Below are 15,573 nucleotides of genomic sequence, written 5' to 3'. Positions count from 1 at the left end.
TAAGGGGTTAGTGTTATTGGCATTCCAGGACATACGCATTGGCAGCTAAGGCAAAGTTTTGCCACAACCCGGCGATGCCATGTTTCACCGCATTGACATAAGCCTTGTCCGGCTTATGTTCATCGGGGAAATTGGACAAGGCGCAGGAAGTGCGGTGCCTGTCCACGACAAACAGTAGGAATTCGTCAACAAAGCCATCGAAAGCCGCCAATATCTGTTTGGTCAAATCCGACAAGCCCCGGTTGACGGGACTTGCTGCGCTATCTAACGGCAGGGTTTTTAAATACACTAAGGCTTCATCATAAAACTGCCCTAAAACCGCCAGCACATTGCGCTCGAAGCAGCCGTCCCATTGTTGCCGCGAAAGGTCTTGGGCGAGCAATTGCCCGTAGCGGTTTTTCAACAGCGGTTGTTGTCCGGCGATATGCCGATGGAATTGGGCGATGCTGTCGTTGTTGATGGGTGTGTTCATATTCGGTTGTCCCCGATTTAAAGTGTCAGTGCGGTAAAAACCCGTTCGCTGGCTTCCAGAGCCCCTTCCAGATAGCCGCCGTGTGTCTGCGCAGTTTCCGTCCCACAAAAATACAGCTTGTCTTGCCAATGGTCCAGGCGTAGCGGACGGTGCCCGTAGGCCGGGTGGCTGGCTGGCGGCATTTGGTCGTGCCGGGTTGCGGTAAACGTTTCCGCACTCCAATCCTGGATGATGGCCTGTAGCGGGTGGGCCGCTTCCGCACCGAATAGCCGGGCCAGTTGCTGCACGGTCCAGGCTTCAAGATGGTCACGGTGGCTTGCCCTCAGTGCGGATGGCAGGCCGAAAAATCCGAACAAGGCGGCGGATTCGCCATGTGCGGGGCAAGCATCATAAACCTCGGCCAGCACGGTGCCGGGATAGTGCAGCCAGGCATTCCCGGAATAGCCCTGGCGACGCCAAAACGCTTCCCGGTATACCAGCAGGGCTTTGGCGTGACCGGCCATCCAGGTGGGCGTGTCCTTCATCAGCTGGCGTAAGTTAGGCGCGAGGGCGGGTTCGAACATAACGGAATCGGCCAGCAGCCGGGGTGGCACGGCCAACACCACTTGTCGGGCCTGGTAATGGGCGAGCCCCTGTCCGGTTTTAAATTCAAGCCCGATATGGGTTCCGCAATCCGTCAAACGCAGCAATTGATGTTGCAGATGCAGCATAGGATCCGGCAGCCCATGCGCCAATCCGGCGACCAATTGCCCGCAACCGCCTTTGATACGCCACGCGTCGGCGTGGGTTTCGGTGTCGGTAAACATCTGTGGCATGGCGTTAGGGCCGGCTTGATACAGGCTATGGCCTTGATCCCATTGCCGGAACAGTTCCAAGCCCAGGCGTTTGGCCAAGGCCGCGATGCGGGGTTGCTGGCCGGGCCAAACCCAAGTTGGCCCTAGATCGACAGTAACCTCATCACGGGTGGATGGCGGGTTTAGCATATGGGAAAGGATGCGGCCGCCGCAACGGCCGCGGGCTTCAAAGACCGCGATGTTGCGATGGCTTTCTAACAGGCGGTCGGCCAGTGCCAAACCCGAAAGCCCTGCGCCGACCACCGCAATCGCTAGCATGCGCCGCAACCGCCCGCTGTTGTGCCGCATAACACGGAATTGCTTTGCCAGTGCGGCAAGGCGGGCGCTTCGGTGCTGGCAGCCGGCAGGATCAGTTTTTTGCGGAAAATATCCCAAACACTGTCATACCGTTGCTGCACCCGGATGCTCCACCCCCAAACGATGGGCAGATGCAGGGGTGTCCAGATATGGCGTTCAGGATCATCGGGCGCGGCGTTTTGCATGAAATACCCCGTGTATTTCTCCAGGACGCTGACGGACGCGACGGCTTTTTTATTAAATTCGGACGGGATAGGTTGCGTCACGGCGGTTATAAAACTAAACCGCTGCCTATCACCCTGTTGCTGGAACGCGCAAACCGGTTTGACCGCCCGGTTATCGTTGGCATCGTCCAGATACAGCACAGGGCCACCCGCCGCTTCGGTGTCGAGCAAAACCCAGGAGCCACCTTCTTCAAATTGTAATGTCCGCGACGATTCCACTAACTGCACCCAACCCAGTTGGCTAGGGAAAGCGCGGGTGGCCCATTCCAAATCGAACCGGGGGGCAATGGCCAGGACAGGCTGGCCATTTTGCATACGGACTTCTGGCCCGTCCAAACCCGCATCATGTAAGTTTAAACGGTTATGCCCAAAAAACGCTGGCGCTCCAGAATCACCCTGCAAGCAGTTGCGGACAACGGGGCTGAGCGAATCCACATCCCAAACAAAACACCGCACCGGTTGCATGCTCAAGTCGACTGGCTCGCTCCCTGCCGAATGGGCGTCCAGACGGTAGGCGCCGACGATGCCGCTTTGCGGGTCATGGCTGGCGGCAATGGCCTGTCCGGCATTCTCCGTCAAAACCGGGAGGGTTAGGTGGTACCGGCGGCCCGCTTGGATTCCCGCCACTTCGGCAAGCGGGGCGGGCTTAACGGGGATATTGAGGGGGAGCGGTTTATTCATGGTTTTGCGGTGCTTGGCTTTGTCGTATCACGTTAAGGGAAAGGGGCATTCAATAATGAGGCCAACTTCCGGCGGTTTGCCAGGCATCCCGCTACAAAGCCTGATAGCAAGGGGCTTCACGGGCATTTGGCCAGGGCTGTTAAGCGGCTAACCGCGGCTGACTGATGTCATAAACCCGACAAAGTGGATAAACACAGCTACTTCAAATTGATTGACGTGACCAATGCCCTGCAAAAACCTGCATTGTGCCAATGACGCAGCAGCCTTAAAAAGAACCTGATGGTTAGGCGTTGCTTGGTATGAAATTGTTGGGTAAGGCCAGCGCCATTACGGCAGTAATTGCCCAGGCCGTTAGGCTCTAAAGCAATTTATGCCATATAAACGTAGCCAATTTACTGGGCTGTACGTCATCCTAAACAGCGCTTCCAAGCCAGTTCTTGGCGGCAATTGCAAATAAGTTCATATAAATAAAAAAAATGTCACGAAATGGTAATAATTCATATCAACCCATTGTGCATATGGCTTATCATCAGGCCTCAGGGTAAGGTAGATATTAGTTATAAACCAAGTTAAATCAATTTGTTATCTATGAAATTAAACTACGGGCATCCTTTTGGGCGGGCTGGTTTTTGATTCGATGGCAGCATTAACTTATGCCTTATTAGCCCTGATTTTTTGTTGGTTTTTTCAACAACCTGCTTAGTGACAATAATAAAAATCGGTTTGGTTGGCCTCGCCGCCCAAACCCTATTAAGGGGGAAGAAATGAGTGAAAAGAATGAAATGCTTGAAGCCGTTGTGATTGGCAGTGGTTTTGGCGGTGCGGTCAGTTGTTGCCGGTTAGCGCAAAAATGGCAAGACAAGGTGCTGTTGCTCGAACGCGGCAAACGTTACCCGATGGGATCGTTTCCGCGCACGCCCCATGCGATGGCGGATAACTTCTGGAGTCCTTCAGGCGATCAGGCCAAACGGCCTAAAAACCTTCGCGAACGTAATTTGCGCGGGATGTTTGATATCCGTAACTTTACCCGCATGGATGCCCTAGTATGTGCAGGTTTGGGCGGCGGCTCGCTGATTTATGCCAATGTGTTTCTGGAGCCGCCGGAAAAAGTCTTTGAATGCGGCTGGCCTAAGTCCATCAACAAAACGTCTTTACAACCTTACTACGAAATCGCCCGCTCCGTGCTGGGCGCACGTCCTATCCCGTCTTGGGAACATGAGCCACGCCGTAAAATCGTCCGCACGGAATTGTTCCAAGCCTTTGCCAAAGACCAAAACCGCACGTCTACTTTGGCGGACATTTGCGTTTTTTTCGGCAACAATTTCCAAAAAGCTACGGATATTGGCATCCAAGAAACCAACCGTTATGGGGCGACCCAAACCTCTTGCACCTATTGTGCGGAATGCGATGTGGGCTGTAACACCCATTCCAAAAACACCGTTGACCTGAATTATTTACATGTCGCCGAACACGTCCATAAAGCAAGGATAGAAACCGAGTCGGTCGCGGAGAAAATCATCCCCCTCAATGCGCAGGGTAAAGAAGACACGATGGCCCAAGGTGAGTTTGGCTATCGCGTGTATTACCGCCATCTCGACCGGGGCGAAACATCCGTCGATACCCAACGTGTCGTCGTGTCGGCGGGCACCTTGGGTTCCAATGAATTGTTGCTGCGTTGCCGGGATGTCTATGGCTCCTTGCCACGGCTCAGCCAACGCTTGGGCAAGCGTTTTTCCGGTAATGGCGATTTCCTGTCGTTTGTCGTGGAAGGCCAAAAGCCCGCCGACCCCAATTACGGCCCGGTCATCACCCAATATACCGACTACAACCTGTTCAAAGACCACGACCCTAACCGTGCGTTTATCCTGGAAGATGCCAGCTACCCTAATTTCGCCGCCTGGTTTATCGAAGGGATGCAACCTGGTTTAAATCCCTTGGATAGCCTGAAAAAAGTGTTCAACATGGTTTTTTCGTTATGGCGGCGGTTAGTGCAAACCGTGTTCGGCGGCAAATGGACGGGGTCGTTGGGCGACTTGTTCCATCAAATGTTGAAAGGCGACATGTCTTACCGCAGTGTGGTTTTGTTGTGCATGGGACTGGATAAAGGTGACGGGGTATTGACCCTACGTGACGGGCATTTGGATTTGGATTGGCCGCAAAAATCCAGCATGCCGCTCTATGACGCCATTCTCGATAGCGGCCAACAATTTAAGGCTTTTGTCGAATCCCATTGCTTCTTCCCGTTGCCTACCTGGCTTTGGCCTTTCCGCAATAACATCACTGTCCACTCGCTGGGCGGTTGCATCCTCGCCGACAGCCCTGAACAAGGCGTGGTCAGTTCCCACGACCATGAACGCGGGCAAGTGTTCGGTTACCAAGGCCTGTATGTTGCGGATGGTTCGGTGTTGCCGACGGCGGTGGGGGCCAACCCTATCGCCACCATCTCCGCCGTGTCCGAGTGGATAGCGGAAGGCATCACCGGCGCAAAACACAGCGATGACCTGGCGGCATCAACCACCCATTCTGGAGCATCAAAATGAATGCACAAACACACTCCCAAGCCATCGGTTTCCAATTCACCGAAGAAATGAAAGGCTATCTCGCCGCGGGTGAAACGTCTTATCAAGATGGTTTCGACCAAGGCAAAGCGGCGGATAACTATTTTATGTTCCACCTCACCATCAAAACCGATGATGTCGATGCCTTTTTAGCGTCCCCCGCGCATCAGGCCGAAGCCATTGGCTATGTCCAAGGCAATATCGTCGGCGGCCAGCGTCCGGTGTTAAAAGGCGTTTTTAATTTATTTGTCGATACCGCCGACCTCAACCGCAAGGAAATGCGTTATCGGCTGTTTATTGAGGACGAATCAGGACAGCCATTGACCATGAGCGGCTTTAAAAGCATCCAGGACAATATTGGCCCCGATCTATGGCAGGACACCACCACGCTGTTCACCAATTTGTTCCGTGGGCATTTGCAGGCGGAAGAAGAAGCGGAAGCGGAATTGTTCGCGACGGGCATCTTGCATATCTTGTTGCCTGATTTTATGCACCAATTGACGACCATGCGTGCTGATGCACCGACGTTCAAAGAGCGGCTAGGGGCGATGGAACGCTTCGGCAAGTTTTTCTTCGGGGTCTTGTGGGAGACTTACGGGCCGTCCCTGATGCCCAAAATGGGCAGTTTTGAACGGGAAATCCCTTTGTACACCACCGAAGGCGTGAAAAATGCAGAAATCACCACCCATCCCTACAACACCGCCGACCGTTTGGGGCAAAGCTTGCTACGGTTCAAACGTGCGCCTTGCCGGGATGTGGTCGTGCTGATTCCTGGGCTGACTGCCGCCAGCGATATGTTCATCATGCCGGAACACTACAATTTGACCTCCTATCTGCTGGACAACGGCTTTACCGATGTCTGGACGATGGACGGGCGGATCAGCAACCGCCAAACCTACAACCTCAGCCGTAACCGTTACAACGTCGATGACTTGGCCTTGTATGACCATCCCGCCGCCATCGCCACGGTGCGCAAGGCCGTGGGGCCGGATGCGCGTATCCACGTCATCAGCCATTGCTTTGGCGCGTTGTCGTTTACGATGAGCTTGTTCGGCAAGGCGGTCACCGACATACATAGCCTTATCACCAATGGCGTGGCATTGACTCCGAGGATCCCGCCCTTTGCCAAGTTTAAGCTCGCCGCCGGGCCGTTTATGTGCGATTACGTCTTGGGCGTTGAATACCTGAACCCGTGGTGGCAACGCCAACCGGGTTTTTCTTTCGGCAAACTGCTAGGTTGGTTGGTGTCGGCCTTCCACCACGAATGCGATTCGCCAGAATGCCACATGACCAGTTTCATGTGGGGCTATGGTTTTCCGGTGTTGTTCAAGCATGAAAACCTCCATGACATCACCCACAGGCGGACTGGCGACTTGTTTGGCGGCAGCAGCGTCAATTATTACCGGCATGTGCTGAAAATGGTCAAGGCCGACAACACCGCCGTCAAATACCTTCCCGGTGACCCGCGTTACCAGAGCTTGCCGGACAATTACTTCGATTACGCTAAAGACATCCAAACGCCCATGCTGCTGGTGACCGGACAAGAAAACGCCTTGTTCACCGATTCCAATATCGTTTGCCACCAACGTCTTGAGCAAATCGTCCCAGGCCGCCACCAACTGCATGTCTTCCCGCATTATGGCCATGCCGATGTGATTATCGGCAAGAATGCCGCCCAAGACATTTACCCGCGTTTTCTTGAATTTCTGCAAAGCCACCAGCACTAGGAATAAGCCGATATGAACACTCAAGCCCCTTTACCCAAAGATTTCTACCTGCTGAACCAACCTGGCTTTGCCGATCCCGATGACCCTGACCGTCCTAACCGTTTGTGCATTTGTTTCAGTGACGTGCATTTCACGGATGGCACGGTCGGCAACCAAAGCGCCGATTCCGTGGTATGGGAAAACGTCTTCAACCGGATTCAAGACTTATGCACTTTACATAATATCCAAGAGCTGACGCTGCTATTAGTCGGCGATGTCGCGGATATGATACGTACGGCGGAATGGTCGGAAAACGGCGTTTATCCGTGGGAGCGCGACGATTCGCGCTTCAACGGTATTCTGCAAAAAATCATGCAGGGCATTATTGATAAGCACAGCGGCGAACCTAAACCTTGCGACAAACCGGGCTTTTTTTATTGGCTAAAAAAACTGCCACAAATGCTGGAAAAGTTAAATTTACAGGTTAAAGTCCAAACCTTGGTGTTGCTGGGCAACCATGACAAAGAAATGTTCGCCGACGATGCAACCTTAAAAATGTTTTATGAGCAGTGCCTAGGCCAGCCTGTCCCTGAATTGACTGAGGCTTATCGCCGCTGGGTCGGGAAAATGTATTTCGGGGACGAAAACCATTATCTTGATGACACGCAACATGTCCCGTGGCTGCCCTTTTATTGGGCTGACCGGGGTTTTAGGCTTTTCGTGACCCACGGTCAATGGCGCGACCAAGACAATAGCCGTGTCATAAAAGCACAAGGGCCATTGCCCGGTTGGCAAGTCTCCGATGGCTGGAATCTGGATACCTGGCGGCAATTGAAATACGCCCCGTTCACGGCGGCTTGTTTTGGCGATACCGTTGCCGCCGGGGTATTGTCCGGGTTTATTTATACCACCAAAAAGAAACTGAATGCCTTGATCGGGCCCACCCAAAGCAACCAACAAACAACACCAGTAAAAGTAGAAATTGAACGCCTCTGCAAGACTTTGGATGAGTTGGATTTATACCGCCCCACCTATGCTGCGGTAGGACGGATCATTAAGGACACTTGGCGTTTGCGTAAAAAAGGCAAAGAGTTTGCGGGCATCAGAAAAATCATCGAAGACGAATTGCTCAACTCCATCCATACCTGGCTAGGCTGGGACTTTACCTTAGAAAGCGCCACACCGACCCTCAAAATCGGCCTGCGTATCGCGAAGCCTATAGTCAGCGTGATGTCTTTGCTTGGCTCGACCATCGAGTTGGGATTTTTATATCTGATGATGTGGGGCATGACCCAACTGAAACAAGGTGTGTTCAATTTCGGCGATGCACCGTCTTATAAGGATATGAAAAAGTTTCCGACGTTCTTAGAAGCCTACCGCGATTATGGTTTCCGTATCCATGGCGAAGGCCACACCCACATCCCTTTGCAAGAAGAACTGTATTTCAAACAACCGGATAAACCCGAAGACCGCAAAAGCTATACCTATATCAACTTCGGCACATGGCGTGACCAAATTGTCATCGCCCAGAAAGGCAAATATCGCCGGCGCGGTGTCGGGCGCGCCCTGTGCGTGCTAGATCTGGTCTCAGACACCAGTGTCGAGTGCATTAAGGAAAAAGACCTCAACAAACGCGGCTACGCTTATTGGATAGAAGACATCTTGACCTGGGGCGATCACTTCGACCGTTTTTAAGGCAGGATTGGATTCGCTTCTTTTTGACATTCCCTCCTTATCGTTTTGGTAAAACTGCCGTTATCTGCAATGAAAGCAGTGGTCATTTAAAGGCCTTCTTACTGGCTTTTGGCGACAGCATCTTTTTCAACGGTGATGAGGGCTACAAAAAATATTCGGAGGATTTATGAACAGTTGTTTGACGTGGTTTTCCAGGGTGTTGTGGCTAAGCATTTTGGCACATCTAGGCTATGCGGGCCTGTTGATGTTCGCACCAGACGGTTTTGGCGGAGTCATTGGTGCGGAATATGTCGAGTTTGCTTATGCCTATGTCGCTAATGTCGGCATGTTATTGGCGCAAATTTGCCTGTTTGCCATTTGGACGGCAAACGATCCGCAACGCTACCGGATTTATGCTTGGCTGTTGGTATTAATCCATGTCGGTATGGCGGTGTTTTTAGCTATCGGCATGGGATTTAGTTCGGCGTTTGGCCTATTTGCCGCGCTGGATGTGGTGCTGGCCTTAGTGTTAGGTGGCCTCTTATACGCTGGGTTGCCGGAAGCAGACGATGGCTTTGCCCAAGCCCTTGGCACATCTGGCCCTACGCCAGAAAATAGCTATTTGCTTTGGTTTTCCAGAATGACTTGGCTAGGCATGCTGGCCAATATGGTCTTCGTGATTCCTGCCTTAGCCGTGCCTGAATGGTATGGCGGATACCTCAACACCCCCGATGTTGCCGCCACTTATTCGTGGCTACGTTACGCCGGAGTGGCATTATTGCTGGCGACGGTGCTGTACGCACCTGCCGCCCTTGATCCCCGGCGTTACCATGTGTTTGCGTGGCTATCGGTCGCCGCGCGGCTGTTCGCCGCGGCATTTTGGATTTGGCAAAACGCCTTCTGGAGTTTTGTCGGCCCGATGGCGACGTTTTTTGTCGCTGACGGGACGTTTGGCTTGATATTCGCGTATTTGCTCCAAACTGGCATGCCAGAAGAATACCGGATCAGCTGCGCCAATCTGGCGAATTTACTGGCGCAATGGCTAGATTTACTGGCATCAAAATTCGACACTTTGCTGAAAAAAGTGGCGGTGACAGCTTGCCTGTTGGTTCTCGGTGTAGTGGGCTATGCGTTTTGGGCCAATATGCTCCGTACCGAGCCGGAAACCGTTTTTAGTAGTGCTGAAGAGCAATTCAAATACGGGGCGATTGGTTTAGGCATGCAGGCGCGTGTCCCTTATTATATCTGGCAGGTGATGCCGGAACTGTGCGCCAACCTCTTGCCAGAACCGCGCAATGGTTGGGCGTCTTTGGGCTTGTTATACGAAGACGGTAAAGATTTGCCGGTAGGTTTCGCGAAACGCACCATCGGCTACCCTAGCGTGGAACCGACCTGTTCGGCTTGCCACACGGGAAGCTATCGCGCAACGGCGGGCGGCAAACGCGAAATCACGCTGGGCAGCCCTTCGCAACAACTGGATTTACAAAGCTTCCAGTGGTTTTTGTATGGTTGCGTGGCGCAACCGGACTTTACCCCCGATAACGTGCTGGCAAAAATCCGCGAGAAAAACCAGCTTTCCGCTACCGAGGCCTTGTTTTACCAATACCTGATCATACCGTTCACCAAACAAGCCTTACTGACGCAACAAAAGGCTTATGAATGGCAAAAATCACGGCCTACACAAGGGCGGGGACGGACGGACACCTTCAATCCAACCAAATTTAATGTCTTCCATCAGGCCGATGACCATACCATTGGTACCGTGGACTTACCGGCGATCTGGAACCAGCGCGCGAGGGAAGGCTTGTCCCTGCACTGGGATGGCAACAACAATTCCATTTATGAGCGCAACTATGCCGCGGCCATGGCGGTAGGCGCAACGCCTTATTCGGTATTGCCCGACCAGTTCAAGTTAATCACGGATTTTGTGTTGCAGTTGGCACCGCCCAGCTATCCGTTCAGCATCGACCAAACTAAACTGGAACATGGCTGGCGGCTTTACCAAGACAATTGCGGGGGCTGCCATGATTTGGGCACACAAAAAGTGGGGACGGTAACGCCCGTTAATGCAATAGGCACAGACCGCCATAGGTTGGATTCGTTTACCGCCAATCTCGTCAAGACCTTCCATAGCATCCAGGAGCGGCAGTTTAAATTCGATGCCTACAGCAAAACCGACGGTTACAGCAATTTGCCGATTGATGGCATCTGGATCCGGGCGCCTTATTTGCATAATGGCTCGGTGCCGGATCTGCACGCGCTGTTGCAAGCCCCCGGCCAACGGCCCAAGCAGTTTTACACAGGTTATGACGTGTATGATCCGGCCAAGGTTGGTTTTATCACCGATGGCCCGGAAGCCAAGCAATATGGCTTTTTGTTCGACACCACCCAGCCGGGTAACGACAACAGCGGCCATGCTTATGGCACGGACTTAAACGAGGGGGAAAAGCAAGACTTGCTGGAATATTTAAAGACACTTTAAAGTTGCCGTAGGCCAGGGATGGCTTGTCCTTACACTGGCAAAAACGCTTGCACACCTGACTATGCCCGCCACCGCGGATGGATGGCGGGCGTCAGGATAGCTAATGCGGATCCTTGAATTGGATGCTATGGAAAATGCGTTCTGCTAACGGGCGTGAAACCTTACCCTCGAAGTTCAGGATCATCGTGAAGTGCGTCGGGACGGGGTCGCTTTCGTGCACTTTAGGCACGACAAGGAGCATTTTAGAGCCAGTGCCCAATAGGCGCGCGGGCCTGCCATCAATGGCCGTTTGCTCTTCGGCCGCTCCGTCCATGCCGCTTACGGAATTTTCGTACCGCCCCATATCGAAGGTGAGCGTCAACCCGCCACCCCGATAGAGCGCCGCCAACGAGTCTATCGCCTGCACGGGTTGGGGCGACAAGTAGCCGGGACGCGAGAAGCAGAATGCGCCACCTGGACATTCGTCCACCCATCCGTCAATTGGCGATACCGCGGATTGCTGGCCGCTATTCGGCGGCGTAGCGGGGCGGTTGCCGCTGTCGCAGCCGACGGCGGCAATGCCCGGCAGGAGGCAAGCGGCGGCCAACCATTGCGCCCTGCGGGGCGGCAAGCCGTTTGCGGTGGTCATGGCACGCGGCCTAGTTTTGCGCAGTGCATAGCTTCCCTCACTTATGGCAAATCTGGTCAGCTTCAGGCAAGCCAGCTAGCCGTGCTTTACGTGACCGGATGCTGGCAGCGATAATCCCCACTAGCAGCAAGATTGCTGATGAGGGCTCGGGGATCGCCTCCGCCGCCATGATCAAGACGGGGTTGATCGTGATAAATCGCTGCCCGCCTGTGTCCGTTTGCACTAAGGGGCTGGCGAGGATAATTGACACTTCGGTTGCGTTCAGATCCATGAATCCGTTGATGAACGGGTTCATAAGGTCATTGCCAGTGCGATGACTGAGGCCGAGGTTATGCCCCAGTTCATGCGCAAGCAACTGGTTTCCAACGGAAATGATGCCGCCGGACGGGATACTGTTGTCCGCGGCATATAGTGACTCGACGACGAAGTTCGGGCCGCCAACTTGGCCGCAGCCTATGATGGACGGATTGATCGAGCCGCAAGAGCTAATGGTGTCGACATAGTAAAAATTAACGATGTTTGACAAGCCGGTATGCAAGCTGAAAAGATCGCCAATTTCGGCATCGGTGCTGATATCCAGCAAATCGGGGCGGACAAACTGCGTTGTCGGGCCGATGCGGATATCGACGGTGTTGGTGCCAAAACTCGACTGCGAAAAAATGGCGTCCAGGCCGGATTCATTGATTGTTACGTAGGCGGCGTTCGCCGTCAATGGCGCGGCCAGCATGGCGGCGATAAAACACAAAGACTTAATTTTCATTTTTATATCACGTTGATTAAAGTAGTTGACGGCACCTCGCTTGTGCCGCAAATATCATACCATGCAACTATGTTAATAGTTGCGCGGAGATAAGGGCTTGCGTGGCTGACGCTTTAATCTAAGAGGGTAGGGCTTCTTAGGCGGTAACAGGCCATTCTGATCGATATACACTAATCAGGACACATTTTTTGAAGTATTCTACAGAGAAAAAGGTGTAATCTGATGCTCTGTACATGACAAAAAAATAGCCCGTTGAAAATATGGCAAAATACTGAATTTTTGCGAAATAGGACAAGATGCCACACTTCAACGAGCTATCGACTATGTTAAACCAACACTTTCACTGGAACAAGGCAAGGATGGATTGTCTGGTCGGCATGGTCATCGCGTTATTTTTTCAAGGAAACCATTAACTTAACCAAGCTCGCCAAGGCGTTTCCCGGTAAGGCCAAAGCGGATTCCCATTACCGGCGGATGCAACGCTTCATCAGCGACTCCGGTGCCGTCGGGTTTGACCGTGTCGCCTGGTTTGTCATGAAACTGTTTGGTTTCCTTGACACCGATTATTACCTGACCTTCGACCGCACCAACTGGCAGTGGGGTAAGAAAGACATCAATGTCCTCATGCTGGCGGTGGTCTACAAAGGCATTGCGATACCCGTGTACTGGCTATTGCTGAACAAACAGGGCAACTCCAGCACCCGCGAGCGCATCGCCCTGTTGAAGCGGTTTGTCCGAGAATTCGGCAAAGGGCGCACCATCAAATTCTTGGCCGACCGTGAGTTTGTCGGCGAAAAATGGTTCGGCTGGCTGCAAGGCGAAGGCATCGACTTTGCCGTCCGGGTCAAGAAAAACACCCGGGTGACCAACGGGCGGGGGTGTTTTGTCCAAGCCCGGCAACTGTTCCGTACCCTGAAGCCTGGCGAAACTCTGGTGCTGGCGGGCGCACGAAAAATGACCGGCACGGCGGTTTACCTCTCGGCTTTGCGTTTGGACGACGGCGAACTGCTGATTGTCGCGACCGCCAAGCCCAGTGTGGACGCCATTGAAACGTATGCGTTGCGTTGGCAAATCGAGACCCTGTTTGGCTGCCTGAAAAGCCGGGGTTTTAACTTGGCTATGTCACCGTTAGTTGTTGAAAAAATTTTATGTTCGGCGCAAAGCCTTATTTAATGCGGATTGCGGCTTTCGCTCAAAGCCGCGTCATTTAAGGCTTCCACAATTAACGGTGACATAGCCTTTAACTTTGAGGACACCCATGTCACCGACCGCCGCCGCATTAAACGCCTGCTGGTGGTCGCGGTGATCGCCTTTTACTGGGCGCACCGCGTGGGTGAATGGCAACACGAACAGGTCAAGCCCATCAAAATCAAAAAGCACCAACGCCCTGCCAAAAGCATTTTTAGGCTGGGGTTGGACATAATTAACGGAGCCTTGTTTCAGTTGGCGTATGGCTTTGGGAAGGCCATTGAGGCTTTGTTTGGCTTCCTTCGTGAGGATAAGGCCACACCCTTTTAGCTGATTTTTGTCATGTACAGAGAATCTGATGACAACTAAAACCAGAAAAACGTATACCGAAGAATTCAAGGCAGCCGCCGTGAAATTGGTGGCTGAAGGCAAGCAATCAGCTCCAGAAGCATCAAAAAGCCTGGGCATTGGGGAAAGCACGCTGTACAAATGGATTGACCAACTCAAGCCAATGGGGGAAAAGGACAGTAAAAGCATCAAGGTGAATGACGAGCTAATTCGGCTACGCGGTGAAGTAGTTGAACTGAAAAAGAAGCTGGCACTGGCGGAGGCGCATCGTGAAACCGCTAAAAAAAGCGGCGGCATGCTTCGCTGCCCGAACGCTATGAAGTATGCCTGGATTAAAGTGCAGCATCACCAGCACGCCTTCAATGTCAATGCGATGTGCGAGATGCCGGGCGTAATGCCCACAGGGCACAAGTGCGAAGCGGGGATTACGCGTGGAAAAATAGCCCGCAATCTGCCCGTGACAAAGAAGATATCCGATTGGGCGAGTTGGTTAAAAAATCATGTGATGAAAGCCGTCATACCTACGGCAGAAAACGAATCCAAGATGATGTAAAAGATTGGGGCGAAAACGTCAGCAAGCGCCGTATTGGTAATACTGATGTCCAAATTGGGTTTATGGTGCAAAACGCGTAAAAAATTTAAGGCCACCACGAACTCCAAACACAATGAGAAAATATCACCTAACTTATTGAATGGAAAATTTAAAGCCGACAAGCCCAATAGCGTTTGGGTCGGCGATATCACGTATGTTTGGACTCATGAAGGGTGGTTTTATGTGGCAACCGTGATTGACTTGTACTCCCGCAAAATTGTGGGCTGGTCGATGTCGGACAATATGCGGACACCACTGGTCAATGATGCTTTGAAAATGGCAATCTGGCAACGGAAGCCCCCTAAAGGCTTGATTTGGCATACCGACCGTGGCAGCTAATATGCTTCAAAATCCTATCGGGCCTTGCTTAAGAAGCTGTCTGGCAAAAAAAATAAATGTTAAAGTCAAGCATTTTTTAGGGTATGGAAAATGGGCTATCCAAGCGATTTGACCGATAAAGAATGGGGGCTGATAAAACACTACTTTGAACCAGAAGACCCGCGTGGGAATGCCTGCAAGCATGACCGTAAACAGGTTGTCGACGCGATATTCTATTGGGCGAAATCCGGCGTGCAATGGCGGATGCTGCCCAACGACTTCCCGCCTTGGAAGACGGTGTACGACCATTACAGCCGCTGGAACAAGGGAGGCGATGCTGAAAAGCCTGAACGGGCGATGCCGGAAGGAAGCCGGGCGGAACCCCGGGCCGAGCTACGGCATCATCGATTCGCAAAGCGCAAAGACCCGGTACAACGGCGAAGAGCGCGGGATTGACGGCAACAAGAAGGTCAAAGGCCGCAAGCGGCATATCGTCCTCGACATCCTGGGCAACCTGCTGCATGTCGGAGTCCATGCCGCCAACATCCACGACACGGTGGCGGCGGGCGAGGTGATGCGCCGTGCGAAGGAGCTTTACCCCGGCATCGGAAACTTTTCCGGCGATGCGGGCTTGTATCTCTCCAAAAATGATATATTGCCTAGCTAGCTTTATATCGAACAAAGCGCATGACCAGAGTTTGTATGCGGGCTGAGACGAAAAGTCTGTGAAGTAGGTAAAACCCATGCGCTTCCTTTCTTAACTGATGTTACGCACCCCCATCCCAAAAAGC

Annotated in this window: 15 protein-coding genes; 10 read left to right on the top strand and 5 right to left on the bottom strand. The window is 52.7% G+C overall.

Going from position 1 to position 15,573, the window contains the following annotated elements; all coding sequences use genetic code 11:
- Nucleotides 1–13: 13 nt before the first annotated feature.
- From METMI_RS0120125 to METMI_RS0120115, 3 genes are read right to left on the bottom strand one after another with little or no spacing between them, the layout of a single operon-like run.
- The gene (locus METMI_RS0120125; RefSeq protein ID WP_029151835.1) at nucleotides 14–472 is read right to left on the bottom strand and encodes a hypothetical protein; all 459 of its coding nucleotides are present in this window, start codon (nucleotides 470–472) and stop codon (nucleotides 14–16) included.
- A gap of 17 nt (nucleotides 473–489) precedes the next feature.
- A complete protein-coding gene (locus tag METMI_RS0120120; protein WP_029151834.1) occupies nucleotides 490–1,614 on the bottom strand; it encodes a flavin monoamine oxidase family protein in 1,125 nt (374 codons plus the stop codon).
- Nucleotides 1,578–2,528: a hypothetical protein gene (locus tag METMI_RS0120115; protein WP_019868106.1), complete on the bottom strand. Its 951-nt coding sequence runs from the start codon at nucleotides 2,526–2,528 to the stop codon at nucleotides 1,578–1,580. The genes METMI_RS0120120 and METMI_RS0120115 overlap by 37 nt, the downstream gene beginning before the upstream one ends.
- Nucleotides 2,529–3,292: 764 nt before the next feature.
- Here METMI_RS0120115 and METMI_RS0120110 point away from each other — a divergent pair.
- The 4 genes from METMI_RS0120110 (at nucleotide 3,293) to METMI_RS0120090 (ending at nucleotide 10,948) form a co-directional block, all read left to right on the top strand.
- Nucleotides 3,293–5,068 (top strand): GMC oxidoreductase, encoded by a 1,776-nt coding sequence (locus tag METMI_RS0120110; RefSeq protein ID WP_019868105.1) that lies wholly within the window; start codon nucleotides 3,293–3,295, stop codon nucleotides 5,066–5,068.
- The gene (locus METMI_RS0120105) at nucleotides 5,065–6,813 is read left to right on the top strand and encodes an alpha/beta hydrolase family protein (RefSeq protein WP_019868104.1); all 1,749 of its coding nucleotides are present in this window, start codon (nucleotides 5,065–5,067) and stop codon (nucleotides 6,811–6,813) included. Before METMI_RS0120110 ends, METMI_RS0120105 begins: the two co-directional genes overlap by 4 nt.
- 12 nt (nucleotides 6,814–6,825) lie before the next feature.
- Entirely contained in the window at nucleotides 6,826–8,487 is a 1,662-nt protein-coding gene (locus METMI_RS0120100) for a hypothetical protein (RefSeq protein WP_019868103.1), read from the top strand.
- A 166-nt stretch (nucleotides 8,488–8,653) separates the two neighbouring features.
- Nucleotides 8,654–10,948 (top strand): c-type cytochrome, encoded by a 2,295-nt coding sequence (locus METMI_RS0120090; protein WP_019868101.1) that lies wholly within the window; start codon nucleotides 8,654–8,656, stop codon nucleotides 10,946–10,948.
- A gap of 100 nt (nucleotides 10,949–11,048) precedes the next feature.
- On the opposite strand, the gene METMI_RS0120085 is transcribed toward METMI_RS0120090, so the two are convergent.
- Nucleotides 11,049–11,576, bottom strand: coding sequence for a hypothetical protein (locus tag METMI_RS0120085; protein ID WP_019868100.1), 528 nt, complete (start codon nucleotides 11,574–11,576; stop codon nucleotides 11,049–11,051).
- Nucleotides 11,577–11,613: 37 nt separating this feature from the next.
- Entirely contained in the window at nucleotides 11,614–12,336 is a 723-nt protein-coding gene (locus tag METMI_RS24770; RefSeq protein ID WP_019868099.1) for a PEP-CTERM sorting domain-containing protein, read from the bottom strand.
- Nucleotides 12,337–12,699: 363 nt separating this feature from the next.
- Here METMI_RS24770 and METMI_RS26510 point away from each other — a divergent pair, with 363 nt between their 5' ends.
- The 6 genes from METMI_RS26510 (at nucleotide 12,700) to METMI_RS28005 (ending at nucleotide 15,449) form a co-directional block, all read left to right on the top strand.
- Complete coding sequence (locus tag METMI_RS26510; RefSeq protein ID WP_156829915.1) at nucleotides 12,700–13,509, top strand: IS4 family transposase; 810 nt, start codon at nucleotides 12,700–12,702, stop codon at nucleotides 13,507–13,509.
- Nucleotides 13,510–13,515: 6 nt separating this feature from the next.
- On the top strand, nucleotides 13,516–13,854 hold the full coding sequence (locus METMI_RS28415; RefSeq protein WP_019868097.1) for a hypothetical protein: 339 nt from the start codon (nucleotides 13,516–13,518) through the stop codon (nucleotides 13,852–13,854).
- Nucleotides 13,855–13,882: 28 nt separating this feature from the next.
- Complete coding sequence (locus METMI_RS25780; RefSeq protein WP_019868096.1) at nucleotides 13,883–14,425, top strand: transposase; 543 nt, start codon at nucleotides 13,883–13,885, stop codon at nucleotides 14,423–14,425.
- Nucleotides 14,426–14,470: 45 nt separating this feature from the next.
- Nucleotides 14,471–14,803, top strand: coding sequence for a DDE-type integrase/transposase/recombinase (locus METMI_RS0120060; protein ID WP_019868095.1), 333 nt, complete (start codon nucleotides 14,471–14,473; stop codon nucleotides 14,801–14,803).
- 90 nt (nucleotides 14,804–14,893) lie between these two features.
- A complete protein-coding gene (locus METMI_RS26505) occupies nucleotides 14,894–15,238 on the top strand; it encodes a transposase (protein WP_232215263.1) in 345 nt (114 codons plus the stop codon).
- Complete coding sequence (locus METMI_RS28005; protein ID WP_232215321.1) at nucleotides 15,120–15,449, top strand: transposase; 330 nt, start codon at nucleotides 15,120–15,122, stop codon at nucleotides 15,447–15,449. The genes METMI_RS26505 and METMI_RS28005 overlap by 119 nt, the downstream gene beginning before the upstream one ends.
- The last annotated feature ends 124 nt before the right edge of the window (nucleotides 15,450–15,573 follow it).

The organism is Methylovulum miyakonense HT12 (assembly GCF_000384075.1).
GTDB lineage: Bacteria > Pseudomonadota > Gammaproteobacteria > Methylococcales > Methylomonadaceae > Methylovulum > Methylovulum miyakonense.
This window is presented reverse-complemented; position numbering and strand designations above follow the sequence as displayed.

Bases quoted from the DNA above. Each gene is read 5' to 3' on its own strand.
- METMI_RS0120125 (WP_029151835.1), bottom strand. From the start codon at position 472: ATGAACACACCCATCAACAACGACAGCATCGCCCAATTCCATCGGCAT.
- METMI_RS0120120 (WP_029151834.1), bottom strand. From the start codon at position 1,614: ATGCGGCACAACAGCGGGCGGTTGCGGCGCATGCTAGCGATTGCGGTG.
- METMI_RS0120115 (WP_019868106.1), bottom strand. From the start codon at position 2,528: ATGAATAAACCGCTCCCCCTCAATATCCCCGTTAAGCCCGCCCCGCTT.
- METMI_RS0120110 (WP_019868105.1), top strand. From the start codon at position 3,293: ATGAGTGAAAAGAATGAAATGCTTGAAGCCGTTGTGATTGGCAGTGGT.
- METMI_RS0120105 (WP_019868104.1), top strand. From the start codon at position 5,065: ATGAATGCACAAACACACTCCCAAGCCATCGGTTTCCAATTCACCGAA.
- METMI_RS0120100 (WP_019868103.1), top strand. From the start codon at position 6,826: ATGAACACTCAAGCCCCTTTACCCAAAGATTTCTACCTGCTGAACCAA.
- METMI_RS0120090 (WP_019868101.1), top strand. From the start codon at position 8,654: ATGAACAGTTGTTTGACGTGGTTTTCCAGGGTGTTGTGGCTAAGCATT.
- METMI_RS0120085 (WP_019868100.1), bottom strand. From the start codon at position 11,576: ATGACCACCGCAAACGGCTTGCCGCCCCGCAGGGCGCAATGGTTGGCC.
- METMI_RS24770 (WP_019868099.1), bottom strand. From the start codon at position 12,336: ATGAAAATTAAGTCTTTGTGTTTTATCGCCGCCATGCTGGCCGCGCCA.
- METMI_RS25780 (WP_019868096.1), top strand. From the start codon at position 13,883: ATGACAACTAAAACCAGAAAAACGTATACCGAAGAATTCAAGGCAGCC.
- METMI_RS0120060 (WP_019868095.1), top strand. From the start codon at position 14,471: ATGTCCAAATTGGGTTTATGGTGCAAAACGCGTAAAAAATTTAAGGCC.
- METMI_RS26505 (WP_232215263.1), top strand. From the start codon at position 14,894: ATGGGCTATCCAAGCGATTTGACCGATAAAGAATGGGGGCTGATAAAA.